Annotated in this window: 21 protein-coding genes and 3 pseudogenes; 14 read left to right on the plus strand and 10 right to left on the minus strand. The window is 66.2% G+C overall.

What is annotated here, in order from left to right; genetic code table 11:
* Positions 1 to 120: 120 nt before the first annotated feature.
* Together MOQ72_RS33305 and MOQ72_RS45805 are read left to right on the plus strand one after the other, a co-directional pair.
* Positions 121 to 351 (plus strand): annotated as a pseudogene (locus MOQ72_RS33305) (WhiB family transcriptional regulator); the annotation flags it as partial.
* 132 nt (positions 352 to 483) lie between these two features.
* A pseudogene (locus MOQ72_RS45805) lies at positions 484 to 699 on the plus strand (transposase); the annotation flags it as partial.
* Here the strand turns inward: MOQ72_RS45805 and MOQ72_RS33315 are convergent.
* From MOQ72_RS33315 to MOQ72_RS33350, 9 genes and pseudogenes are all read right to left on the minus strand, one after another.
* Entirely contained in the window at positions 651 to 851 is a 201-nt protein-coding gene (locus tag MOQ72_RS33315; RefSeq protein WP_242189741.1) for a hypothetical protein, read from the minus strand. The pseudogene MOQ72_RS45805 and the gene MOQ72_RS33315 overlap by 49 nt on opposite strands.
* Positions 852 to 1288: 437 nt before the next feature.
* The gene (locus tag MOQ72_RS33320) at positions 1289 to 2893 is read right to left on the minus strand and encodes an amidase (protein WP_242189742.1); all 1605 of its coding nucleotides are present in this window, start codon (positions 2891 to 2893) and stop codon (positions 1289 to 1291) included.
* A gap of 707 nt (positions 2894 to 3600) precedes the next feature.
* Positions 3601 to 4329 (minus strand): 5-oxoprolinase subunit PxpA, encoded by a 729-nt coding sequence (locus tag MOQ72_RS33325; protein ID WP_242189743.1) that lies wholly within the window; start codon positions 4327 to 4329, stop codon positions 3601 to 3603.
* A gap of 1 nt (position 4330) precedes the next feature.
* Positions 4331 to 5818, minus strand: a complete 1488-nt coding sequence (locus tag MOQ72_RS33330) for an amidase (RefSeq protein WP_242189744.1) — start codon at positions 5816 to 5818, stop codon at positions 4331 to 4333.
* Positions 5815 to 7134 (minus strand): cytosine permease, encoded by a 1320-nt coding sequence (locus tag MOQ72_RS33335; RefSeq protein WP_242189745.1) that lies wholly within the window; start codon positions 7132 to 7134, stop codon positions 5815 to 5817. The genes MOQ72_RS33330 and MOQ72_RS33335 overlap by 4 nt, the downstream gene beginning before the upstream one ends.
* Positions 7135 to 7427: 293 nt before the next feature.
* The gene (locus MOQ72_RS33340; RefSeq protein WP_242189746.1) at positions 7428 to 8075 is read right to left on the minus strand and encodes a GntR family transcriptional regulator; all 648 of its coding nucleotides are present in this window, start codon (positions 8073 to 8075) and stop codon (positions 7428 to 7430) included.
* A 304-nt stretch (positions 8076 to 8379) separates the two neighbouring features.
* Entirely contained in the window at positions 8380 to 8904 is a 525-nt protein-coding gene (locus MOQ72_RS45370; RefSeq protein ID WP_308198021.1) for an aldo/keto reductase, read from the minus strand.
* A 16-nt stretch (positions 8905 to 8920) separates the two neighbouring features.
* Positions 8921 to 9247: pseudogene (locus MOQ72_RS45375) on the minus strand (aldo/keto reductase); the annotation flags it as partial.
* 1050 nt (positions 9248 to 10297) lie between these two features.
* Positions 10298 to 10957, minus strand: coding sequence for a FadR/GntR family transcriptional regulator (locus tag MOQ72_RS33350; protein WP_242189747.1), 660 nt, complete (start codon positions 10955 to 10957; stop codon positions 10298 to 10300).
* A gap of 145 nt (positions 10958 to 11102) precedes the next feature.
* Here MOQ72_RS33350 and MOQ72_RS33355 point away from each other — a divergent pair, with 145 nt between their 5' ends.
* The 6 genes from MOQ72_RS33355 to MOQ72_RS33380 all read left to right on the plus strand — a co-directional run bounded on the left by MOQ72_RS33355 (position 11103) and on the right by MOQ72_RS33380 (position 17595).
* Positions 11103 to 11987: a fumarylacetoacetate hydrolase family protein gene (locus MOQ72_RS33355; RefSeq protein WP_242189748.1), complete on the plus strand. Its 885-nt coding sequence runs from the start codon at positions 11103 to 11105 to the stop codon at positions 11985 to 11987.
* 26 nt (positions 11988 to 12013) lie between these two features.
* On the plus strand, positions 12014 to 12778 hold the full coding sequence (locus MOQ72_RS33360; RefSeq protein WP_242189749.1) for an alpha/beta fold hydrolase: 765 nt from the start codon (positions 12014 to 12016) through the stop codon (positions 12776 to 12778).
* Positions 12779 to 12849: 71 nt separating this feature from the next.
* A complete protein-coding gene (locus tag MOQ72_RS33365) occupies positions 12850 to 14085 on the plus strand; it encodes a metal-dependent hydrolase family protein (RefSeq protein WP_242189750.1) in 1236 nt (411 codons plus the stop codon).
* Positions 14086 to 14174: 89 nt separating this feature from the next.
* Complete coding sequence (locus MOQ72_RS33370) at positions 14175 to 14519, plus strand: DUF1636 family protein (protein WP_242189751.1); 345 nt, start codon at positions 14175 to 14177, stop codon at positions 14517 to 14519.
* Between the two features lie 495 nt (positions 14520 to 15014).
* The gene (locus MOQ72_RS33375; protein WP_242189752.1) at positions 15015 to 16409 is read left to right on the plus strand and encodes an alkaline phosphatase D family protein; all 1395 of its coding nucleotides are present in this window, start codon (positions 15015 to 15017) and stop codon (positions 16407 to 16409) included.
* A gap of 337 nt (positions 16410 to 16746) precedes the next feature.
* Positions 16747 to 17595: an SAM-dependent methyltransferase gene (locus MOQ72_RS33380; RefSeq protein ID WP_242189753.1), complete on the plus strand. Its 849-nt coding sequence runs from the start codon at positions 16747 to 16749 to the stop codon at positions 17593 to 17595.
* 150 nt (positions 17596 to 17745) lie between these two features.
* Here the strand turns inward: MOQ72_RS33380 and MOQ72_RS33385 are convergent, their stop codons facing one another.
* Positions 17746 to 18546: a type 1 glutamine amidotransferase family protein gene (locus MOQ72_RS33385; protein ID WP_242189754.1), complete on the minus strand. Its 801-nt coding sequence runs from the start codon at positions 18544 to 18546 to the stop codon at positions 17746 to 17748.
* Positions 18547 to 18602: 56 nt separating this feature from the next.
* On the opposite strand from MOQ72_RS33385, the gene MOQ72_RS33390 reads away from it, so the two are divergent.
* The 6 genes from MOQ72_RS33390 (at position 18603) to MOQ72_RS33415 (ending at position 23757) form a co-directional block, all read left to right on the plus strand.
* The gene (locus MOQ72_RS33390) at positions 18603 to 18845 is read left to right on the plus strand and encodes a beta-ketoacyl synthase N-terminal-like domain-containing protein (protein ID WP_242189755.1); all 243 of its coding nucleotides are present in this window, start codon (positions 18603 to 18605) and stop codon (positions 18843 to 18845) included.
* Positions 18846 to 19045: 200 nt separating this feature from the next.
* Positions 19046 to 20068, plus strand: coding sequence for a LacI family DNA-binding transcriptional regulator (locus MOQ72_RS33395; RefSeq protein WP_242189756.1), 1023 nt, complete (start codon positions 19046 to 19048; stop codon positions 20066 to 20068).
* Positions 20069 to 20100: 32 nt separating this feature from the next.
* A complete protein-coding gene (locus MOQ72_RS33400) occupies positions 20101 to 21405 on the plus strand; it encodes an MFS transporter (RefSeq protein WP_242189757.1) in 1305 nt (434 codons plus the stop codon).
* Entirely contained in the window at positions 21402 to 22619 is a 1218-nt protein-coding gene (locus tag MOQ72_RS33405) for an enolase C-terminal domain-like protein (protein ID WP_242189758.1), read from the plus strand. Before MOQ72_RS33400 ends, MOQ72_RS33405 begins: the two co-directional genes overlap by 4 nt.
* Before the next feature lie 45 nt (positions 22620 to 22664).
* Positions 22665 to 22991 carry a YciI family protein gene (locus tag MOQ72_RS33410; RefSeq protein ID WP_242189759.1) on the plus strand — a complete coding sequence of 109 codons (327 nt, stop codon included), beginning with the start codon at positions 22665 to 22667 and terminating at the stop codon, positions 22989 to 22991.
* Between the two features lie 25 nt (positions 22992 to 23016).
* Entirely contained in the window at positions 23017 to 23757 is a 741-nt protein-coding gene (locus MOQ72_RS33415) for an MBL fold metallo-hydrolase (protein ID WP_242189760.1), read from the plus strand.
* Positions 23758 to 23847: the final 90 nt, after the last annotated feature.

A 23847-nucleotide genomic window follows, 5' to 3' on the forward strand; every position in this document is an offset into this window, starting at 1 on the left:
AGCCATGGCCCGTCCCCGCAGCCGGGGACACGGGGACGGGCCATACCCACAACCCAACACCGAAAACGCCGCCGTCCCACCTCCGCCCCGGCCAGGAGCACCGAAACGGAAACGATCGACATGAACTGGGGCGACCACGCCGCCTGCCGCACCGAGGAACCGGAGCTGTTCTTCCCCACCGGCACGACCCAATCAGCCCTGGACCAGCTCATCCAAGCCAAGTCCGTCTGCCAGCACTGCCCGGTGACCAGCGAATGCCTGGCCTGGGCACTGGACACGGGACAACGCGCCGGTGTATGGGGCGGGCTTAGCGAGGAAGAACGAGACCGGCTGCGACGGGAACACAGCCACACCGTCGACACCGGCACCTGCCTAATAACGGTCCACGCCGGACAGGCTGCAGCTGCGCCCAGCCGTCCACTCCTGACCATCCGAGCCGCTGCTTGTCGGCGACAATCCTGACCGACCGAGGACGCAAGTCCGTTCGCCGAGCTCTCCGGCGCCTGGCCGATCCCCGCCCACTCCGGCAAGACCGGCCGGCACCGACTCAACCGCGGGGGCCGCCGAGCCAACGCGGCACTGCACCGCATCGTCGTTGCCCGCATGCGGTTCCACCGCGCATCATCGACTACGGCTCGTGGCGGACCGATCTACCGGTTCGCTTCGGCGTGCAGTTCTGCCGCCAGGTCACGCAGGTAACGCCACAGCTGTTCAACACTGGCCAGGTCGAGATACAAGGCATCAGCGGGCGGGGTAAGCATCCGTAAGCCTTTTCCACGACGCGACAGGTGCAACTCCTGCCCACGGTGCGCCACGTCTCGGCATGGGACAAACATCGGGTTGTCGGACATGGTGATCGTTCCTTGGGCCGTGATCGGACTTCGGAGCTGTCGCGTATCACTGCATCTGAGCAAGATGCGAATCGACGTCTCGCTTGATGACACGCGGCCGTACACGTCATGGAGCATGGCCCGGCACGGGTGGGATGTCGTCGCCGCCAGCGCGAATCCCGCCCCCCGGCGGGGTGCAGTCTCGGCCTACCCGCTAGCTGCAACCGGGGGACCGCATCGTCGTCGCCGCTGCGCGGTAGCAGGCCAGACAGTAGTCAGCGCCGACGCGGAGGCGTGTCGCCCAGTAGCGCTAGATCCAAGGTAGGACGGGCGGTTGCTACCTGTCCCGAGCTGTCCCCGAACCACTGGCCAGGCCGCATTGATGGCGGCCAGCGTTGAGACCGCGGAGGCCCTGCCAGCGGTCCGCTGGCAGGGCCTCCGCTCGGGCAGGTGAATGCTCAGGACAGGGCGGGCACCGAGTCGGGCAGCTGCCGCGCGCCGGATGCCTGCTCGAATCCGTGTGCCACCCCGATCAGCTGCGGTTCGCTCCACGGACGGCCGAGGAACTCGATGCCGACCGGCACGCCGCTCGGCGCGGCAGCGGTGGCGGCGGTCAGCCCGGCGGGCAGCGTGATCGCCGGGCAGGAGGACAGCGCGGCCAGGATTCCGTTGCGCTTGGCCTGATTGCTTTCCCCGATCGGGACCGCGAGGATCTGTTGGTGCGGGTAGGTAAGCACGTCCACTTCGTGGCGTGCCATGACATCCAGCACCCGCTGCTTCACCGCTTCGATGCCGAGCAGGCGTTCCTGGTATTCCGGTTCCTCCAGCCCGTTGGGGTGGGCAGCCGCCGAGTTGAGGAAGCCCTGAACGTCCGGATGGCACTTGCCGGAGGCGATGAGCTCTTCCAGCGAGTGCACCGGGGCGTGCACGTCCGGCATGCCGAGGTAGTCGTTGATGGCGGAGGCGTACTCGTACACCTGGACGTCGAGGTCGCGGCTCAGTGCCGCGGAGTCCAGCGCCGGGTCGGACAGGTGCACGATGGTCGCCCCCAACCGCTCCAACCGCTTGATCGCCTCCTCCATCAGCGCGTTGACCTCGGCGGATTCCGGGCCTGTTCCGAACAGCGTGTCCAGCACGCCGATGCGGACGCCGCGCACCTCGTTCCGGTCGAGGAATGCGCTGTAGGTGCCCGGCTGGTGGGAGACGCCGTCTGCGGTGATCGGGTCGGCAGGGTCGTAGCCGGCCATCACGTCAAGCAGCCGCGCCGCGTCGGCAACGGTGCGGGCCATCGGTCCCACGACGTCCTGGGTGAACGACACCGGGATGACACCAGCCCTGCTGACCAGCCCGGACGTCGGCCGGAAGCCGACCACGTCGCACGCCGAAGCAGGGGAGCGCAGGGAGTTGACGGTGTCGCTGCCCGCGCCGATCGCGGCGAAGTTGGCCGCCAGCGCGACGGCGGTACCGCCGGAGGAACCGCCCGGCGTTCGGGTGAGGTCGTACGGGTTCTTCGTCTGCCCGCCCAGCGAGCTGACGGTGACCCCGCCGAGCGCGAATTCCTGCAGATTGGCCTTGCCGATGATCAGCGCACCGGCCTGGCGCATCCGGGCGACCACGGTGGCGTCCCGGGACGGCTGCGCGCCCGCCAGCGCCGCGGAGGCGCCGGTGGTGGGCATGTCCATCGTGTCGTAGTTGTCCTTGAGCACCACCGGGATCCCGTGCAGGGGTCCCTGCATGCCGCGTGGCATCCGATCGAGCTGGTCGGCGAGCTCCAGCGCCCGCGGGTTGACGAACAGCATGGAGTTCACCGCAGGCCCCTGTTTGTCATATGCGGCGATCCGGTCCAAATAGGACTGGACGAGTTCCCGGCAGGTGAGCTGACCGGTGTGGTAGGCGCGGTGGATGTCGGCGACTGTCGTCTCCATCGGATTGAAGCCGCGCTTGGGTGTGGGACGCGCCACCAGGGTGGCCGGTGCCGCAGCAGCCGTCCCTCCGGTGACACTGGCGAGGCCGAGTGCACCTGCAGCACCAAGCAAGGTGCGGCGGGTCATCGGATTCTTCACGTCACTGCTCCTTCTGGTCGTTGACCTGGTATTCGTTGCGAATCTCGCGCTCGCACGCCGAGGGGCACCGCACTCTGCGGTACAGGTCCCGCACCCATCACTCGGATGAACGCGGAATGGCCGCTGTCGCCGTCGACCACGAGGTAAGAAGCAACTGCATCGCCGTCGTGGGCGAGCCTGCGCTGGCGCCCTGCGTGCAGCTGAGAATCGGTCAAATCCCGGCGAGCGCGGGGTTTCCGAGCAGAACGCCTGCTGGGCTCATCGGTCGGCACCCACTCGATGGGCGACGACGTCGCGCCGATCGAGGACGCGGGCTCGGTGCGTTCTCCGGCGCGCCAAAGCCCGTTACACGCGAGCATCCCCAGCCCGCTGGTGCCGGGCACGGCGACCCTCGTTTCTTCGGTGGCGCGCAACAGCAACCACGGGTGAGGGGGCGGGTTTCGCGTTGCCGGGCCAGGTGCCGATGGGCGGTGCCGGGTCGCGGTTGACGAGGTCACGTGAACCCGCTGGCGTGGAGCTTCTCTTCCGAGATCGAGGATCGATTGCTTCGGATCCCCAAGCAGTACCAAAACGTGTTGCATAGACTTGACCCGGGTGCTTCGCGGGGCGATTCTCGACACGAGGCCTGAATGCGGGAAAGTGACTGTCTTGACGGGTTCAGCCCGCCAAGTCCTGTCATCGTCCCTCCTCCTCCGCGCTCGAAGCGATCATGGTCCGAGCGAAAGTCCCTTGTCCAGCAACGATTTTCGCACCGCGCTCATGATTCCCGGCGCACCGGGGGTGTCGCTGTGCACGCAAACGGTCCGCACGTCGGCGAACACCGGGTCGGCCAGCATCGCGGCTACCCGGGCACCGGCGTCCGCAGCGCTTCCGATGTCCTCGGGCGTCCAGCCGAACATCGTCACGTCCGCCCCTTGGTAGGGACGGTCGGCGAAGTACTCCGGCACCACCCGCAGTCCCCGTTCCGCCGCGGCCGAGGCCATCGCAGACCCGGGCAGGGCGTAGACCTCCAGACCGCGGTCGTAGTCGACAGTCGCCGCGGCGATGGCATGGGCGATGGTCTGATCGCGGGTGGCCGACATGTACAGCGCGCCGTGTGGTTTCACATGACTCATCGACAGCCCCTGTGCCACCAGGAATCCGCCCAGGGCACCGAGCTGGTACAGCGTGTAGGAGTAGGCGTCATCGGGCGAGATCTCCATCGCCCGACGCCCGAACCCGAGCGGATCGGGCAACCCGACGTGGGCGCCGATCCGCACTCCATCGCGCGCGGCGAGCCGCACCGAATCCCGCAGGACGCGGGGATCGCCGGCGTGGAAACCGCAGGCCACGTTCGCCGAGGTGATCAGCGGCATCATCTCGTCGTCGTTGCCGTAGCGGTACACGCCGTAGCTCTCGCCCAGATCGGAGTTCAGATCGATCCGCCGCGTCGTCAAGTCAATCAATGGAAGCCGCCCGCCGGGGTCGCGCGGCCCGTTCCCACGCTCGCGCGAAGCTCAGCAGATCCCGCTCCGAGAACGGCCGTCCCAAGACCTCCAAGCCCACGGGCAGCCCCGCCGGGGTGAAGCCCGCCGGAACCGTCACTGCGGGCAGTCCTGTCTGGGAGGCGATCACCGTGTTGGTGGGGAACGTCAGCGCGGTCCAGCGGCCTGCCTCCAGGTCGGCGCGCGTCGGCGGGACTACCTGAACCGTCGGGTAGATCAGGAAGTCCGTGCGGCTGCGGGCCATCAGATCGAGGATCATGCGGCGGAACTTCTCCTGGTTGACCCGGAACCTGTGGTAGTCCGGGTCTTCCTCCGCGTCGACCGGCGCTCCCGCGATGTCATGGAACAGGTCGTTGAGCGGGTGGAAGACCCCGCTGTCATAAACCTCGCGGAAGCTGTTCACCGGCGTCGACGGGCGGGTCGAGAGGAACCCGTCGATGTCGGACTTGGACTGCTTGGCGTACAGGGACGTCACAGCGATCCATCGGGGGAGGTCGTCGATGGCGAGACCCTCCTGCACCGTGGTCCCTGCACCGCGCAGAGCGCCAATCGCCTCCCGTACCACAGTGTTCACCAGTCTCGCGTCGTCCACGTCGTCCGATCCGAACGCCGAGTCGATTACGCCCACCGTCCACTGTGACAGATCCGGCGCGTTCTCCACCGCCGCAACGTATTCGCCGGCTTCGCGCTTCGGGTCGTTGACGGCGGTAAACGGGTCGGCGGGGTCGTAGCCGACGATTGCCTCCAGCAGGACGGCGAGGTCCTCGACGTGCCGTCCGACCGGTCCGGGGGTGTCCTGGAAGTGCACCAGAGGCGAGAAACCGGTCCGGCTGATCAGCCCAGTGGTTACCCGCAGGCCGAACAGGTTGGTGAACGACGCGGGGATCCGGATGGAGCCACCGGTGTCCTCAGCCACCCCGAGGAGTGCCAAGTTCGCCGACACCCCCACCGCCGAGCCCGCACTCGACCCACCCGAATCCCTGGTCAGGTCATAAGGGTTCTTGGTGTGGTCGGTCATCGACGACGCCGAGAACCATCCCGCGGCGAAGTCGCACATGGAGGCCTTCGCCAGGATGACGGCACCGGCTTGCTTGAGCTTCGCGACGACCGTGGCGTCAGTATCGGGGACGTAGTCCTCGAAGAGCTTTGAACCGAACGTCGTTCTGATGCCCGCGGTCTCCGCCTGGTCCTTCACCAGCACGGGTACGCCGTGCAGTGGTCCGCTCAGCGTCCCGGTTTCGGCGAACCGGGCATCCAGCGCACGGGCCTCGGCCAGCGCGTCGTCGTTGACCGTCACCACCGCCTGGAGTTCGGCGCCGGCCTCGCTGTGCTTCTTGACGCGGTCGAGGTACCACCGCGTCAGTTCTTCCGCCGTCAACTCCTTCGCGAGCAGGCTCGCGTGGAATCGCGTGACGGTGAGTTCGTGGTGATCGACTGTCATGAGTTGTCCTTCTCTGCGGAGGAAACGGGCTCGGGGTCGCTCGCGACGACGACATCGGCGGAAGCTTCGTCGCGACCGGCGCCGACGAGCAGCGCGTAGCCGACGGCGGAAACGGCGATCGCCACGACGACGGTCGAGAACCACGGAGCCTGGAAGTTCACGATGAGCGCCACTCCGGAACCGGCCGCCCAGGCCACGAAGGGCTGGTACCGCACCGCCGGCATCGGCCCTGTCGCCCGGCGACGCAGCAACTGGTCCACGACCATGATCGCGCCGATCGGGGGTACGACCACACCGAGCAGGTTGAGCCAGTCGATGAAGTAGCTCCAGATGCCCAAGGAGGCGATGACGATTCCGACGACACCCATGACCAGCGTGAGCACGCGCATTTTGGCGTTCAGGATGGTCGACCACCCGACCGCACCGTTGTAGAGGCAGTGCGTGCACACCGAACCGAGGTTGACGAACAGCAGGATCACGGCCAGCACGGTGAAGATCCCGCCTTTGCCGACGATCAGGCCGAACACGTCGGCGTCCCCGCCGAGCGTCGCCGCCGCGATGCTGCCGCCGATGAGCATCGCGATCAGGTTGCTGACCGGGAATGCTGACGCGGTCGCGATGACCGCTTCCTTCGGGTTCTTCGACCAACGCGTGAAGTCGGCGGTCATCGTCCCGGAGTCGGCGAAGAGCGCGAAGACCAGCGTGACGCCCGCCCCGAGGGACAGCGGATCCACAGCCGGGTCACCTGGGTAGGACCACACCGCGCCGCCGCCTGCCATCGCCTGGACCACCGCGTAGACGCCCAGGACCAGGAACAGGGGGACCGAGATCAGTCCGATGATCGACAGCGCACGGATGCCCAGCAGCGTGATCGCGGTGAACAGGACTCCCGCGACGATGGTGACGAGGGTGATGTCGACGTCGAAGGAACTGGCCACGCTGTCGCCCACCAGGCCGGTCTGCACGGCGAACCACCCCAGGACCAGCGTCGAGAGCAAAGCCGAGCACACTACGTAGCCCCTGGAGCCGAAGGTGCGGGCCGCCTGCAACGAGAAGTTCTCCCCGCGGCTGGCAGCGAGAGCACTGAGCAGCCCGACGTAGCCGAACAGCAGGAGGTTGCCGATCACCATCGCGGCGGCACCGGCGGCGAATCCCATCCCGGTCACCAGCGTCGCCCCTGTCACGGCGCCGGTGATGATCATCGGAAAGCCCGCCCACACGCTCGTGACCGAGAACAGCGACCGCCGCTTGGCAATCGGGACCGGTTCGTTCTCGTATTCGCTTTCGAAGAGTTCCTGGTCCACTTGTGCGGTCATGGAAAGACCTCCGGTGGGTGGGGTGACAGCGTGGAGATGCGCACAACGGTGGGCGCGGAAATGGCTACTTGGAAGGCGCGCGATTTGGTTGGGAGGTCGGCGTCAGACAAGCTGCGAAGCCGCTTCGTCTTTCCTGCTCTCCCAAGCTTGCGCCGCTGCGGGTTCTCAGACGTGTCCCGGCGAGGACAGCCCAGCGCTGTGCATCGGACATACATGAATCGGGGCTCCCGCAGTCCAGGGAGCGTCGGAGGTTCCGCTACCCGCACCGCTACGGAAGCCAAGTCGTGCAACCTCTAAGCTGAAAGTGCCGCCAGCACAACGGTTCTGGTGTCCGCGAGGTGCCGTTCAGTGGCATCGAGCAGCCGGGGCGGGTCGCGCTCGGCGATGAGCGCCAGCAGTTCGCGGTGCTCCCGGCGAGCCTGATCGAAGCTTTCGACGTTCGTGGCGTAGATGGCCATGTAGGGCTCCACCTTGTCCCACACCTTGTGGATCAGCTCCAGGAGGTGGGCACTGCCCGCGCACTCGTAGAACCGGAGGTGGAATTGCTGGTTGCGGAGCCGCCACTGCAAGGGCTCGATGTCGGCTCGTTCCATCGACGACAGGATCGCGTCGAGTTCGGCGATGTCCCGGTCGGTCACCTTGCTGATGGCCCACTCGCTCGCGAGTCCTTCCAACCGCCATCGGATGTCGAAGATTTGCTCGACTTCCTTCGCCGAGAGCGCCGCGACGGTCACGCTGCGCCGGTGGAAGACGACCAAGCCGTCGGATTCCAGCCGCTTCAACGCCTCTCGCACCGGCATGGTGCTCACGCCGAGACGGTCCGCGATCGACCGGATCGACATCTTGCCCCCGGGGGCGATGACACCACTCGTGATCCCAGTGCGCAGCCTGCTGTAGACCTCGTCGTAGACGGTCTCCACCGTAACGACGGAACCATCCATCGGCACCCCTCATCTCGGTGTGATCTGTGATCTGTGATCACACGAAGCACGCTAAGGGCCGAACATTTCGCGCAGGCTAAATGAAGTCAGGGACATGTTTCATCCGGAGCTTTCCGCTGGAACCGACCGCGCCCAGCCGGGAGAGCTTCTCGTTGATCAGGTTCCCGGCTGCGCGCGTAAGGCGCTGCCTCGTGCCCCGGTGCGACGCCGGACCGGGGCACGAGGTGACAGCGGCGCCGAGCACACCCGGCGGTGCCGTCACCGCGCATCGAAGTCGGCTGGCGCAGTGTCCGGTCGATTCGGACTAGAGCACGCCCTCTGGGGTGGCGCCCTCGATGGGGACACCGTCCGCGACGATCGTGTCGATTCGTGCGAGGTCGTCCGCGCTCAGGTCGACGTCGGTGGCCTGGGCGCTTGCCTCGATGTTGGCGCTGCTGCGGGCACCGACGATCGCGACGTGAACGCCTGGCTGGGCGAGAACCCGTGCGATGGCGAGTTGGCTGACGGTGATGTCGCGCTCTGCGGCGAACTCTTCGAGTTCGCGCACCACAGCCAGGTTGCGACGGAACGCCTCGCCCGTGAAGGCGGTCGCCCTGCTGCGCCAGTCGGTGTCCTCGAACGTGGTGTTCTCGTCGAACCGACCGGTGAGCATTCCGCTGGCGAGCGGGCTGTAGGGGAGCACGCCGATGTTGTGCTCGATGGTGTAAGGCAGGATCTCGGCCTCGATCCCCAGTCGGAACAGGTGGTAGGGCGGCTGCCAGGGTGTCCACCGGACGCACGGCGGAGAATTCCGCCATCTGCTTGGCGTCGTAGTTGGACACGCCGACATATCGGATCTTGCCCGCCTCGACGAGTTCCTGGAGCGCGCCTGCGGTCTCCTCAGCCGGAACGGTCTCGTCCGGCCAGTGGACCTGGCAGAGGTCGATGGTGTCGACCCCGAGCGCTCGCAGGCTCTCCTCCGCACCGCGACGCCGCTATGCCGCTGAGGCGTCGCGTCCACCGCCATTGGGCCGGATGCCGCCCTTGGTCGCGATGACCACGCCGTCTCGATCGTTGGTGATCACCTTGCGCAATGCCTTGCCAAGGATCCGTTCCGACGCGCCGAGGCCGTAGCCCTGGGCGGTGTCGAAGAAGTTGATTCCAAGGTCAAGCGCGTGGCGGATGGCGGAAATGGCGGCGTCTTAGTCGGTGCCGGCCTCGCCATCGGAACCGCTGCTGGTCCCATCGCTATTGTGGCCCTGACCTTGGTCCACCACCACCGCCGAAGCCGGTGCCGCGTTGGCGGCAGTCGAAACCGCCACCCCGATTCCCAGTGCCAGTGGCGCGGCTAGCGCCAACGCGACGACTGCTCGCATACTTGCGTACATTGAACTATTCCCCTGTCTTGTGCATGGAGATCAGATATCGCGAATGAGCTCTGATTCTCGTTCGAGGCGCGGGATTTGTGCCGATGCGATACCCGCTATGGTTAACGCGCCACGGGAGCGCGCTATTCCCGCATCTTCCTTCCGAAGGTGGTTTTTCTCGCCTGATCCATGATTTTTCGCCGCCCTGGGCCCAAAGTCCCGATGACATCGAGGACCAAATACCCGGAAATTGACCGAGCCCCTTCGAAAAGAAACCTGATCATGTGTTTGTGGGTGGCGACGGTCGCTGTAACCGTGGTGCGACGTGGGGATGTGGCAGCGGCGGTACGCCGCCGTGCCGGGAGCCGTGTTGGCGACCACCCCGGTGCCGGCGCGGGAACATCCTCGCCGCGGCGGTTTTTTTGGCTGTGCAGGCGCTCTCAAGCTGTGGGAGGGAAATGGGAGGAACGTGCAGTCCTGAACTGCGTTGTGTTGCTCTCAACGGTGCTGTACCGCACCGAATTGTCCTGCGGTTTCAGGGTTTTCGCTGATGACCGTCTTCTGTGGACGAAACTGGGGGTCAAGGGGTCGCAGGTTCAAATCCTGTCGTCCCGACGGTCGGAAGGGTCTTCGCAGGTCACAGTCTGCGGAGACCTTTTTTGATGTTGTGGGTCGGTTCTTCGAAGTCAAGCACGCCGCTGTTGGACACCTTGACTTCGGAGGTTCGCGATGCCGCTTCTTGATCTTGATCGCCTGAGTGTGGGCCTGTCCACGGTGTGGGCGGGGTATCTGCGGGATTGGGACCGCAGCTTGCGTTCGGCCAACCACCCGGAGACGACCCGGTACAACTATCTGCTGGCAGTCGCTGCTGGCGGTTCAGCGTTGGCCGAGCAGGTTGTTGGCGACGTTGTTGAGGTGGCTGCGCATCGTGTTGTGCGCGGTGTCGGGGTCGCGGTCGCGGAGTGCTTCGACGATGGCGGTGTGCTCGGTGTGGTAGCAGCGTCGCCGTTCCGGGGTGGAGGTGCGGCGTTTGAGGCTTCCCCACACGGGAAGGCCCCGTGCGGTGTTCATGACGTCGAACATGGTCATGAGCAGACTGTTGTGCGTAGCTTCGGCGATGGCGCGGTGCAGTCTGGCGTCCCAGGTTTCGAAGCTGGCGAAGTCGTCGGCTTCGCCTCCTCGGTCGAGGCAGCGGGTGATGCGGTCAAGGTCGGCCTGGGTGGCGACCCGGGAGGCGAGGGCGGCGACCGGGGGCTCGACGAGAAGACGGACCTGCATGATCTCGGCCGGGCTTGTGTCGTCGGCCGCGGTCGCGGCGGGCTGCTGCGCGGTTTCGGTGAGGAAGGTGCCGCGTCCGACGTGGCGCACGACGAGCCCTTCGTGTTCCAGGGTTTCCAGTGCGCGCCGGATCGCGCTACGGGGTGCGGAGAGTTGTTCGACCAGAGCACGCTCGGTGGGCAGTTTGGCGCCAGGGCCGAGTGTGCCGTCGCGGGTTCCCTCGCTCAGCAGCGTCCGGAGTGACTGTTCCACGCTCATCACGCCACCAATCTAACCTGATGAACCAATCGCAACCAATGGATTCCGGAGAAAACTCAGCTGAAAGGGATCGACAGCGTTGGCCCCCGCGCGTACGGTTCCAGCTATCCAACATTGGTATCTATTGGTCACGATTGGTTGGCTTATGAAGCTGGTGACGTTCTCCGCGGGGGCTGAGGAGCGGGTCGGTGTTGTCGATGCCGCGCGCGGGGTGATCAGTGAGGTGACGGGCTTGCTTCCGGAAGGCATTGGCGTGCTCGGGCTGATCGAGGATTGGGCACGGTGGGGGCCGCTGTTGGAGCGGGAGGTCGCGCATGTTGCTGAGGTGTCGCTGGATGCGGTGACCTTGCTGGCGCCGATTCCGGTGCCGCGCCGCAACATCTTCTGCGTCGGGAAGAACTACCGCGAGCATGCGGCGGAGTTCGGGCGCAGTGGTTACGACACTCCGGAGCGGTCCGAGGAGCTGCCGGACAAGCCGATCGTGTTCAGCAAGGCCACGACGTCGGTGACCGGGCCGCACGCTGATGTCCAGTCGCATCCGGGTGTGACCTGCGAGCTCGACTACGAGGGTGAGCTTGGTGTGATCATCGGCCGTGGCGGCAGGGGGATTTCCCGCGAGCAGGCTTTCGGGCACGTGTGGGGCTATACGCTCGTCAACGACGTCACGGCCCGCGACCTGCAGCGTGACCACAAGCAGTGGTTGCTGGGCAAGTCGCTGGACACGCACTGCCCGATGGGGCCGTACGCGGTCAGCGCCGACGAGATCGTCGATGTCGCCGCTTTGGAGCTGGAAACCACGGTCAACGGTGAAGTCCGCCAGTTCGCTCTGCTCAAGAACCTCATTTTCGACATCCCGGAACTGATCGCCACCGTCTCCGCAGGGATCACGCTGCTGCCCGGAGACGTGATCGCGACCGGAACACCTGCCGGAGTCGGCATCGGTTACGACCCGCCGAAGTTCCTGCGCCGTGGCGATGTCGTCGAAGTGTCGGTTACCGGGCTCGGCCGGCTCCGCAACCGCATCGCCTGAGCCACCTGAGAGCAATGAAGGGAGAGATGTTGAAGGTCAACGGCAAGGAAATCGCCGTCGAGGTCGACGGGGCCGGTCCCGCAATGCTGATGGTGCACGGTCTCGGCGGCACGTCCAACTTCTACCAAGTGCAGGCCGACGCGCTGGTTGAAAGGTTCCGCGTGATCCGGGTCGATACCGCCGGTGCAGGCCGTTCGCCTGTGGCTGACGGGATCAGCATCGAAAGCCACGCCGACGACCTGGCCGCGGTGCTCGACACGCTCGACGCCGGCCCAGCCGCTGTGGTCGGGCATTCGATGGGCACGCTGGTCGTGCGCGCTCTGGCCGCGCGCCACCCGGATGCGGTGTCGGCTCTGGTGCTTCTCGGCGCGGTCGGGGAACCGGCCGAGGCTGGCCGCAAGGCCCAGCGCGACCGGGCTGCCGTGCTGCGGGAACAGGGCACCGCCGCCGTTGCTCCCGGAGTCGTGGCCAATGCGCTGTCCGAGGCCACCCGCCGCGACAAGCCCGAAGTGGCAGCCTTCGTCCGGGAGCTGGTCATGCGCCAGGATCCGGAGGGCTACGCCCGCAACTGCGAGGCCCTCGCAGCGGCGACGGATCCCGGAGCGATCGACACCGCGCTCCCGCTGTTGCTCATCACCGGTGACGAGGACAAGGTCGGCCCGCCCGAGATCAGCCACCAGCTCGCCGAGCACCACGGCAACGCCACCGTGGAAGTCCTGCCCGGTGTCGGGCACTGGACCGCACTCGAAGCCTCCCGCGCCACCACCGATCACCTGCTGAAGTTCCTCTAGCACCACAACATCGCGCCCTGGGAGGGCGAGAGGGACCGGACTTCCTCAACGACGAGGAAAGGAGACGCCCGATGTCCATTCCCACTGACAAGACCCTGTTCCGCAATGTCCGCATCTTCGACTCCACCGGAGCCGACCCGTATCCCGGTGACGTCCTGGTCGAGAACAACCGCATCGCCGCGGTCGGCATGGTCGATCCCGCCGAGGCGGAACGCGCCCGGGTGATCGAGGGGCGCGGCCGCACGCTGATGTCCGGACTCTGCGACGCGCACACCCACTTCACTTGGAACAACAGCGCCGATCTCGACGGCCTGGGCGCCATGCCCGTCGAGGAGCACTTGCTGTTCGCCATCGAGTCCGCCCGCATGTTCCTGGACTCCGGTTACACCATGTGCCTGGGCGCCGCCTCGGCAAAAATGCGGCTGGACGTGGTGTGCCGCAACGTGATCAACGAAGGTCGCTTCCCCGGGCCGCGATACCTGGCCAACGGCCCGGAAATCGCGGTCACCGGCGGCGCCCTGGTCAAGGGCATCACGTTGTTCGCCGACGGGCCCGAAGGCATGCGCAAGGCCGTGCGCGAACTCATCGACGTCGGCGTCGACCAGATCAAACTGTCCATGACCGGTGAGGAGATCACCGGCACCCAGCGCGCCGAAGACACCTACTTCTCCGACGAAGAAGTCGCCGCCGCGGTTGCCGAGGCCCACCGCCGCGGCAAGCGGGTCTGCGCCCATGCCCGCAGTGCCGAGAGCGTGAAGATGTGCCTGCGCCACGGCGTCGACATCATCTACCACGCCAGCTTCACCGACGCCGAAGGCATGGACATGTTGGAGGCCAACAAGGACTGGGTGTTCGTCGCACCCGCCATCAACTGGCTCATCGCCACGCTCTACGAAGCCGAGAGTTTCGGATTCCCCCAGGAAGCAGCCGAAGCCGTCGGGTACAAACGCGAACTGGAAATCGCCACCGAGGCACTGAGCGAAATGCACCGCCGCGGCATCAAAGTGCTCCCCGGCGGCGACTACGGCTTCGCATGGACTCCACACGGCACCTACGCCCGCGACCTGCAGCACTTCGTCGAGCGGCTCGGATTCACACCCATGGAAGCGCTTCTGTCGGCCACCGCGCTCGGCGGCGAGATCATGCTCCAGCCCGACGAACTCGGCAAGGTCCAGCCCGGCTACCTCGCGGATCTCCTCCTCGTAGACGGAGACCCGCTGGCCGACATCACCATCCTGCAGGACCACGACAACCTGCACTACATCATGAAAGACGGCCGCTTCCACAAGGAAACAGCCGACAGCTGAGGCACTTCCACAGTCTCTGCCCGGCCCGCACGCACCCCGACCGGCCGGGCAGAGACGTCCCCGCCCACCATCCGCATCCGGAGTCAACGATGCCTCTGCTGATCTGCCGCACCTGCCCTCGCTACGACCCCCACACCAGCGGCGAATTCGGCCATCGCCTCAACGCCGCTATCACCGCCAATGCCAACGAGGTGACCGTGCACGTCCGCAAGGTCGCCTGCCTCGGCGGGTGCCCCGACCACGGGGTCGTAGCCGTCGACGGCCCCGGCAAAGCGCGGGTCCGGTTCAGCGGCCTCACAGAACACGACGCCGAAGCCATCATCCGGGCCGCAACCGCGCACGACACCTGCGCCACAGGAATACCCCAGGACTGGGAAGTACCGGATGAACTCGCTGGACGCATCAGCTCGATCACCCTCAAACGCAGGTCCTGACGCAGCTTGCCGTCCACCGACCAGTTGCCGCGCTGCGCCTCGTCCGCGGCTCGCACCGCCTTGTCGAGCTCGCCGGGTGTGCTCGCGGGGATCTCCCCGAGCGGGTGCAGCCGCGCCGGGTCGACAGGCCGGGCGTCCTGAGGTGTGTTCCAGCTGTTGATCACACGAACACCCCGCCACCGTCCACGATGACGGTCTGGCCGGTGACGAAGCCGCTGTCCGGGCCGATCAGCCACAGCACGGCGCTGACCCGCTTGGCAGGCTCTCTCGCCATCCACAGTGGACAACACGGTACTCGACGAGGACTGCCCAAGTCGATCGAGGTCTTCCGCCTCTCTCGGTTGAGGAGTTCAGTCCTGACGGCTTCGGTCGAAGCCGAACAAGGTCAGGTCCCGGTTGTTCTGAGATCTGTCACCTCCACTTCCGCTGCTGGCTCCTGGCTTGCCATGACGCCTGCCTAGTGTCCAAGCGCTCGTTTCCAGCAAAGGAGAGACAGTGGACGGTCATTCCACCGAGAACGCCGCCAACCGGCGGCGGTTCCTCGTCGGCGGAGGTGCCACCCTCGCGGGCACGGTCACCGCCTCCATGATGGGCTCGCAGGCAGTCGCGGCCGAATCGCAGCCCGCACAGTCCACTGCGGATAGCGGGCCGCTGCGGCTGACCCACGGGGTGGTCACCGGCGACGTCACCTTGACCAGTGCGATGATCTGGGCCCGGGGCAGCCGCGAAGGCACGATGCAGGTGCTGTACGGGTCCGATGAGGCGCAGGTCGCCGGCCAGCAGGGCCTGGTGAGCGAGACCGTGACGCTGACCGCGGAGCGGGACTTCATCGGACAGGTGACCCTGCGTGACCTGACGCCGGGTACCCGGTACTTCTACATGGTGCGGCTCCAAGGCGAAGATCCCACGGTCCGGCGGCCAATCGCCACCTTCGTCACGGCGCCGAAGAAGGAGGACCAGCGCGACGTCCACTTCGTCTGGAGCGGTGACACCGGATCGGGCTTCCAGAACCCGACGCCGTACCCGACGTTCGCCTCGATGCTCGCCGAGAACCCGGAGTTCTTCATCTTCAACGGCGACACCATCTACGGCGACGTCCCCACCGCGGCCAGCGGCCCGGCCACGAGCCGCGAGATGTACTGGGCGAAGTACAAGGAGATGCGGGAGGACCCGTACCTCCAGACGTTGGCCTCCCGGGTCCCGTTCATCGTCAACTGGGACGACCACGAGGTGACGGACGGTTTCCGCGGCCCATCGGAGCCGCTGATGCCGATCGGCCGTCAGGCGTTCCACGACTACTGGCCCATCTCCTCCGGCCCGGAGCGGATCTACCGGTCCATCCGCTGGGGCAAGGAACTGGAGGTGTTCGTGGTGGACGGCAGGCAGTACGCCTCTCCGCTCGATGCCCCCGACGGCCCAAACAAGATCCTTTTCGGCGCTGAGCAGCGCAAGTGGTTGGTCGACTCCATGCGCAGCTCCAACGCCACGTGGAAGGTGATCGTCACCTCCAGCCCGATCTCCATCATCCGGTCCACGCCGCCGGTGGACGACTACGTCGCCTACGAGCACGAGTTCGGCCTGCTGATGGACGACTTCCAGAAGATCAAGGCGAAGAACGTCGTCTGGATCACCGCCGACGTGCACTGGGCGCAGGCCATCGAATACCCCCGCTACGGCATGTGGGAGTTCGTCGGCTGCCCGATCGGATCCAGCCAGCGCACCAAATCCGAGCCGCTCTCGCCCACCTTCGGTCCCGAGGAGCGGTTCATCGCGCTGAACGGCCGCTACTACGGCAGCGTCAGCATCAACTCCCGCAACCGGACCATGACCGTGCAACTCAAGCGACAATCCGGTGAGCCCGTCTACAGCGTGGACATCCCGGCCCGCTGAGCCGCTGGGGGACCGGTCCGTTCGGGCGACCTACGGCACCGGTCCCCACCCGCTCGCCATGCCGATGTGGACCTGGAAACTCGACGCGGCGTATTTCGGCCGACGATCTCCACACCCGTGCGCGGCGGCTCGTGCCATCCAACCCGTTTCAGGACCCGTCGCCCGTTTGCCGGTGCCCGCATGGCCCAGCCGGATCATCGAAATGGCCGGCGTTCGGCGAGGCAATCGCGGGTGAATAATCGGTGTCGCACGGGCGAGATTGCCTGCCCATTGCCGACGCGGGCCGGTCGACCGCGCGCGGGTCTGGGAAGGACGAGCAGATCGGGAGGACGTTCAAGTGTCCGCAGCAGGTGAGGGCGGGGTGCCGCCGGAAATCGATACGTCCGTCCCGAGCGTCGCCCGCATGTACGACTACGCGATCGGCGGCAAGGACAACTTCGAGGTGGACCGGGCGGCCGCGCACGAACTGGCCAAGGTCTTCCCGGAAGGATTCCAGTTCACGCGGGACAACCGGTCCTTCCTCGGGCGGGCAGTGCACTACCTCACCAAGGAGGCCGGGATCCGGCAGTTCATCGACAACGGCAGCGGCCTGCCCGCCCAGCGCACCGTGCACCAGGTCGCGCAGGAACTCAACCCCGACGCGCGCGTCGTCTACATCGACAACGACCCCGTGGTGCTCGCCTACGGACGCGCGTTGCTGGAGGGCAACGGGAAGACGGCCGCGCTGCAGGCCGACATGGCGGAGCCGGAGAAGATCCTGGCCGGGGAAAGCACCCGGAAACTCATCGACCTCGACGAACCGGTCGCTGCGCTCTACGTGTCCGTACTGCATTGCCTGCCCGACGAGCACAAGCCCGGGGACGTGGTGACCCGGATGCTCGACGCGCTGCCGTCCGGCAGCTACGTCGTCATCTCGCACCTCGTGGCCGAGGACCAGGCCCCCATGGACTACTTCACCGAGTACATGAACCGGTCGATGCCCTGGGGCCGAGTCCGCAGACCTGCGGAGGTGACCCGTTTCTTCGATGGCCTGGAGATCCTCGAACCAGGTCTGGTCGACATCGAGTTCTGGCGCCCAGACTCGTACGCGGAGAAAATGACCTTCGACCTGCCCTTTGAAATTCCCGTAGTCGCACCCGAGGACAAGAAGCTGTGGGAGTTCGGCGGCGTCGCCCGCAAACCCTGAGGGCCGTGCGCGAGGCAATCGACGGGGTACCGGCAGTGGCGCTGCACGTGCACGAGGGTTCGTGTCGGTGGGGCCGGGTCAATGGGGGTCTGCACGGCCAGAACAAGGGACCAGGAACGCATCGCCTGACCCCTTGTTCCTCGCGTCCGACTAGCGCAGTTCGACCACCGCGTACGTGTCGCATTCCGGCAACACGAAACTCACTCGACCCCGCGTAGCGGATACTGGAATGATCTGTTGTTGCTGCCCAGGCCGGTAGACGACCGCCTCGGCGGCAGTGACCGGGGCAGCAATGACGAACTCCAGGTTCTTCCTGCGCACCACCGCGTCCGTCGCCTCGTCGAAATCGTAGTTGACCAAGTGCACGGCCATCCTGTCATCCGGCAGGCGATGCAGGTTCACCGCGGCCAACGGTCCGAGCTCGGCTTCCACCTGCCGAGGCAGGGCCGACGCGACCGCTTCCTGATCGGCTACCACCAGGGTGCGTGGGTGCTCGATGATCGCCTTGACCTGCTCCGGGGCAAGGTCGGCACCATAGGGGCCATGCAGGATCACGTTGCCCCCATTTTCCAGATAGGACATCAACACCTGGTGTTGCGCCGGGTTGACGGCCCAACAGCTGGGCACCACGACGGTCCGGTATCTGGCCAGTTTCGCCGCCGTGACGTCGTCCGGCCGCAGCCGGGTATTCGGGAAGATCACCGAGTCGAAGGGGATTCCGTTGCGGCTCAAGGACTCCACGATCGGCCAGTAGCTGATCGGCGGGGTGTCCAGCTCCCCGTCGTAGGTGAAGAAACGCCCATCGTCGGAATACTGGTCGGCGTCGATGGTACGGCCGATGGTGCTGAGCACGGAGAAGATCACCGCGGTGTCGTTGTAGGACTCGTTGGAGGTCGCCGCGTCGATTTCCGCCAGGAACTGGCCGGTCTCGTCCACCAGGTCCTTGCACACCCAGTAGGAGTCCTTGAAACCTGCGCTACCCGAGCGAGTAGGACTCGCTCCCGGCGATGGCGGCGCCGGGGCTTTCGCTGGTGCTAGACGCCGCCGGTGTCACCGCACCGGACGGGCGCAGCGAGTCGTTCGACGCGAACGCGGACGGCTGCGGTAGCGGGGAGTGCGGGGGAGTCGTTGTCCTGAAACGGCTTTCCGATGCCCGGCGGATAACGACCGCGGGTTGGCTGTGCTGCGAGGCAGCGCGGTGCACCAGGAGTTTGGGGCGGATCTTGATGCCGTTGGCGCTCAACGGCTGACCGCCACGGGCAGCCAGCCGCAGATTCGGCGATTCGGTGAGTGGGGCAGATGCTCCGCGCAGCCGAGACGTGGCTGCACGCGCACGGTCTGGAAGTGGCCGCAGCCGTCGACGAGTTGTCCAGGTAACGGTTTTGTCACGCCGATGACCGGCGGAAACGTGTCTCTTGCTCTATTCGGTCGTACATGTCAACGTTAACACATGGCAACGTTAACCGACGGCGGCAAGCCCAGCGTCACGGTCAAGACGGTGGCTGCCCGCGCCGGCGTGAGCGCGCAGACGGTATCCCGAGTGCTGCGCGGTAGCGGTTACGTCAGCCAGCAGACCAGGGAAAAGGTACTGGCTGCCGTGAAAGCGGTCGGTTACCGCCCCAACGCGGTGGGTCGCAGCCTGCGCGCCACCAGGACGCCGATGGTCGGGTTGCTGATCACCGACATCACCAACCCGTTCTACGCCACCCTGCACAAGGCGATCGAGGCGGTTTTCCGAGAACACGGCCTAACGCTCATGCTGCTGAACTCCGATGACGATCCCCAGACGGAACGGCAGCAACTCGACCTGTTGAGCTCTTACCGCCCCAGCGGACTGCTCGTCGCCCCGGCCGTGGCCAGTTCCCTGACCGCGGAGGACATCGCGGCGGTCGGGAACTGCGTGCTGGTCAGCCGTACGTTGCCGGCACTCGATGCTCCGTCGGTGGTCACCAACGAGCCGGAGGCGATGCGGGAAGCGACCGAGGCGCTGCTCCGCGCCGGGCACCGGCAGATCGTGGCCGTGCTCGGACCGGCGGCGGCCTCGACCACCGAGCGCCGGGAAGCCGGCTACCGCGCCGCGATGGCGGCCAGCGGCCACGAACCGCTGATCTACTACACGGACCAGACCGCCGCCGGAGCTCGATCGACGATCAAGCAGGCGCGCCACCGACATCCTGATATCACGGCCGCGATCGGCTTCAACACGCCCGTGACCGAAGGAATCCTCGCGGGGCTGCGTGACCAGGACGGGCACTGCCCCGATGATCTTTCGCTGGTCGGGTTCACCGACGCGCCGTGGATGGAATTTCACCAGCCGCCGATCACCGTGGTCCGGCAACCTGTCGAGGAGATGGGCGCGCTCGCGGCTGAACTCGTGCTCGACCTCATCGATGACAAGCCCGTCGCCAAAACGGCGCATACGGTCCCCAGTCGACTACTTCACCGCCAGTCCATTCGTTCCCTTTCCCGCTAGTCGTTTCTGGCCTCACAGAAGAGGTGAGTTCCGTGTCTTCCGAGACGATGTCGTCCCTGGCGCATGCCGCCGGCCGGATCACAGCCAAGCGCTGGACACACATCCTGGTTCCGCTGCTCTTCCTCTACGTCATCAACTTCATCGATCGCAACAACATCGGCTTCGCTGTGATTGGCGGCATGAATGCGGATCTGCACATCGACAACGCCGCGGCCGGACTCGCTGGTGGCGTTTTCTACATCGGATACCTGATCCTGCAGATCCCGGGCGGCATCCTCGCCGAACGTTTCGACGTGAAGCGGCTCATCGTGGGCCTCGCGATCGGCTGGGGCGTGCTGGCGATAGCCACTGGCTTGGTACAGGACCTGATCCAGTTGCTGGTGCTGCGATTCCTGCTCGGCTTGATCGAGGGGGCGGTGTGGCCGGCCATCCTGGTGATGCTGTCCCGGTGGTTCACCGACCGGGAACGGTCCACAGCGAACTCGATCTGGCTGCTGTGCCTGCCGCTGTCCTTCGTGATCATGGGGCCGATTTCGGGCCTGATCGTGGAAGCCACCAGTTGGCGCTGGCTGTTCATCATCGAAGGTTTCCCGGCGGTGTTGTTCGCCCTGCTCGTGCTCGCCGTGGGAGCCGCGAAGCCGCAGCAAGCCGGGTGGCTGCCGCGGGCCGAACGCGATTACATCCTGAATGGCCAGGCAGGCACCACCGAGCGCGTCAAGGTCACCGGATTCCGGCAAGCCGTGCTGCACCCGCAGGTGCTGCTGCTGTCCGCGATCTACCTCTTCTGGCTGCTCGGCGCGGTCGGGTTCTTCACCTGGGCGCCCGCGATCATGAAGCAGATCTCGTCGGCCAGCCTGGTCAACACCGGTTTGCTGTCCACCCTTCCATACCTGGCCGCCCTGGTTGGGCTGCTGGTGGTCGGCCGGTTCGCCGACCGAACCCGGCGCCGGAAGGTCTTCGTCGGCGTGGACCTCGCCTGCCTCGCGCTGTTCCTGCTGGTTTCCACCCTGTTCACCGGGAACCACATCGCTTCGCTGGCCTGCCTGGTCGCCGCCGGATTCTTCCTGTTCGCCATGCATGCCCCGTTCTGGGCCATTCCGATGGAGACGGTGCCGCAGCACCTGACCGGCGCGGCGATCGGCATGATTTCGCTGATCGGCAACATCGGTAGTTTCATCGGCCCGTACCTGATGGGCTACGTGCAGCAGGCGACGAACTCGTTCACCGCTGGCCTGTACGTGCTGGTCGCAAGCTTGCTGGTGGCCGCGGTACTCACCGTCTTCGTGCGGGAACGCCGAGTCGCCGAGGTGACCGGGGCTGTGGCGGTACACGCATGATTTCCTCCGCCGATCGCCGCCCGGCCGACTCCGGTGACCTGCGCATCGACCGGGTTCGGGTGTTGCCCCTGACCCTGCCGATCAGCAACTCGCTGCGCTACACGCAGGGCCAGGTGCGCGCGTTCCAGCGCATCATCATCGAACTGTCCACAGCGGACGGACTGGTCGGGTACGGGGAGTGCCGCGGGGACCAGTTGCGCTACACCCTGCTCGCCGGGGTGGCGCCGTCCCTGATCGGCATGGACCCGTACCAGCTGGAGGTGCTGCGCTGGCGGATGGCGCCGCAGGGACTGGTGGAACTGTTCTCCGGCACCGTCGCGGTGCAAAGTTACTCGGCGATCGAGATGGCGTGCCTGGATCTGATCGGGAAGGCCACCGGCCGACCGGTGGCGGACCTGCTCGGCGGCCGAGTCCGGGACGAAATCGACATCGCGGGCTACCTCTACTACTTCGGGGAGACCCCGGAGCAGGACACCGAGGACAGCCTGCTGGCGTCGGCGCACGACGTGGTGGACCGGTACGGCTTCGCGACCCTGAAGTACAAGTGCGGTGTGCTGGATCCCGATCGGGAACTCCGCGCATTGCACCGGCTGCGGAGCGAGTTCCCCGACCATCGTCTGCGAATCGATCCCAACGGCGGTTGGGGGGTGAGCACCGGGGCTCGGTTCCTGTCGATCTGCCGGGATCTTGGCGTCGAGTTCGTCGAGGATCCGGGGGCGACCCTGGCGAAGAACGCCCGGATCCGGCAGCTGAGCCCGGGCGTGCCGCTGGCCAGCAACCAGGCGGTGGCCTCGCTGGAAACCATGGCCCTGGACCAGGCATTCGGCGCGATTGACATCCCGCTGATCGATCTGAACTGGTACGGCGGCTTCCGGGCGTCGATGATCGCCGGTCGAATGGCCGAACTGCTCGGTCGGGACGTCGGCATCCACAGCAGCATGGAGACGGCGATCTCCCAGTCCGCCCAGTTGCAGCTGGCAGCCTGTCTGCCGAACCTGCCGTACGCCTCGGACAGCCACTACCTGTACCTCCAGGCCGATGTCGGGGAGCGACTGCCCATCACCGGCGGCCGGATGCGCGTTCCGACGGGTCCGGGACTCGGGGTGACGGTCGACCCCGACCAGTTGGAGTCCTGCCACCAGCGGTGGCAGGAAACCGGATTCCTGTCCTGGGACAACCCCGGCGAGCCACCGGCAACCCTGCCGCGCTGGTAGCCAGCCCCACACCATTCCCGCCCTCGCGTCCCAGAAAGGTGCTTCGTGTTCGTTCTCCTGCCCACCTACCAGGTCCCGCTCGATCAGGTCGATGCTGTGTTGACGGAACACCGCGCATGGCTCGACGAGCAGTTCGCCTCCGGTCGGTTCCTGGTCGCCGGTCGCCGAGTCCCCCGGGAAGGCGGATTCATCCTGGCCGCAGACGGTGACCGCGCGGAGATCGAACAGCTGGCCGCCACCGACCCCTTCGCCATCGAGGGCATCGCGCACTACGAGGTGCTGGAGGTGCAACCCACCGGCGGCATGCCGGGCGTCCTCGCCGCGCTCGCTGGGTACGGCGTGCGGATCGCGGGACCGAACCGCGACCGCTGACTCGCACACCGAGAAAGAGGCATCGATGTACGAACTGAGCATCCTCATCCAGGGATTTCCTGGGCGCAGCACGGATCACGGCGGCCTGGGGTGGAGCACCGTTCCACTGCTTCGCGGGCATGGCGAGACGATCCTGGTCGACACCGGCGGCTACGGCTACCGGACGCCCATGCTCGCGGCGCTGCGGGAATACGGCGTCGAGCCCACTGATGTCACCACCGTCATCCTCACCCACTGCCACTGGGACCACGCCTGCAACTTCCCCCTGTTTCCCAACGCACGGGTCATCGTGCCGCGCCCTGAACTGGAATGGGCGGCTGTCCAGCCGGTCGGCACCTGGGAACTTCCGGAATTCCACGTGGAAAAGCTCGTCACCGCCGAGAACGTGGTGCGGATCGAAGACGGGGCCGAACCACTTCGGGACGTGCGCGCGATTGCCACCCCCGGCCACACCCCGGGACATTTCGCCTACCGAATCGCGGGTTCCGAGGGACCGCTGCTGTTCAGCGGTGACGCGGTGAAGAACGAGGCGGAACTGCTCAGCGGCGATGCCGACATGACCCTGTACGCCGAGGCGAGCCGGCGCAGCATTGCCAAGATCCGCGAAATGCTGCTTGCCGATCCCAGCATGGTGCTGGTCTGCGGGCACGATCGAATGATCAGTTTGCGGGATCGCGAGGTGATCGCGCACTCCCAGCTCCGCGGTGGCATCCAGGCATGGCTGCCCGGCAAGTCGGCGCCGACGATGATCGACCTGCTCTCCTGAGTCGCGGCGATCCCGGCGAATCTTCCGCTGCTCCGCCGGGAATGGTTGCCGGACAACCACTTTCCGTTTTTCTCATCTGATATCGAACAA

Origin of the sequence: Saccharopolyspora soli (assembly GCF_022678645.1) — a bacterium.
Lineage (GTDB): Bacteria > Actinomycetota > Actinomycetes > Mycobacteriales > Pseudonocardiaceae > Saccharopolyspora > Saccharopolyspora soli.

Coding starts and splice junctions, on each gene's coding strand:
- MOQ72_RS33315 (WP_242189741.1), bottom strand. CDS start 851: ATGTCCGACAACCCGATGTTTGTCCCATGCCGAGACGTGGCGCACCGT.
- MOQ72_RS33330 (WP_242189744.1), bottom strand. CDS start 5,818: ATGACAGTCGATCACCACGAACTCACCGTCACGCGATTCCACGCGAGC.
- MOQ72_RS33335 (WP_242189745.1), bottom strand. CDS start 7,134: ATGACCGCACAAGTGGACCAGGAACTCTTCGAAAGCGAATACGAGAAC.
- MOQ72_RS33340 (WP_242189746.1), bottom strand. CDS start 8,075: ATGGATGGTTCCGTCGTTACGGTGGAGACCGTCTACGACGAGGTCTAC.
- MOQ72_RS45370 (WP_308198021.1), bottom strand. CDS start 8,904: ATGTCGGCGTGTCCAACTACGACGCCAAGCAGATGGCGGAATTCTCCG.
- MOQ72_RS33350 (WP_242189747.1), bottom strand. CDS start 10,957: ATGAGCGTGGAACAGTCACTCCGGACGCTGCTGAGCGAGGGAACCCGC.
- MOQ72_RS33355 (WP_242189748.1), top strand. CDS start 11,103: ATGAAGCTGGTGACGTTCTCCGCGGGGGCTGAGGAGCGGGTCGGTGTT.
- MOQ72_RS33360 (WP_242189749.1), top strand. CDS start 12,014: ATGTTGAAGGTCAACGGCAAGGAAATCGCCGTCGAGGTCGACGGGGCC.
- MOQ72_RS33365 (WP_242189750.1), top strand. CDS start 12,850: ATGTCCATTCCCACTGACAAGACCCTGTTCCGCAATGTCCGCATCTTC.
- MOQ72_RS33370 (WP_242189751.1), top strand. CDS start 14,175: ATGCCTCTGCTGATCTGCCGCACCTGCCCTCGCTACGACCCCCACACC.
- MOQ72_RS33390 (WP_242189755.1), top strand. CDS start 18,603: ATGGCGGCGCCGGGGCTTTCGCTGGTGCTAGACGCCGCCGGTGTCACC.
- MOQ72_RS33395 (WP_242189756.1), top strand. CDS start 19,046: ATGGCAACGTTAACCGACGGCGGCAAGCCCAGCGTCACGGTCAAGACG.
- MOQ72_RS33405 (WP_242189758.1), top strand. CDS start 21,402: ATGATTTCCTCCGCCGATCGCCGCCCGGCCGACTCCGGTGACCTGCGC.
- MOQ72_RS33415 (WP_242189760.1), top strand. CDS start 23,017: ATGTACGAACTGAGCATCCTCATCCAGGGATTTCCTGGGCGCAGCACG.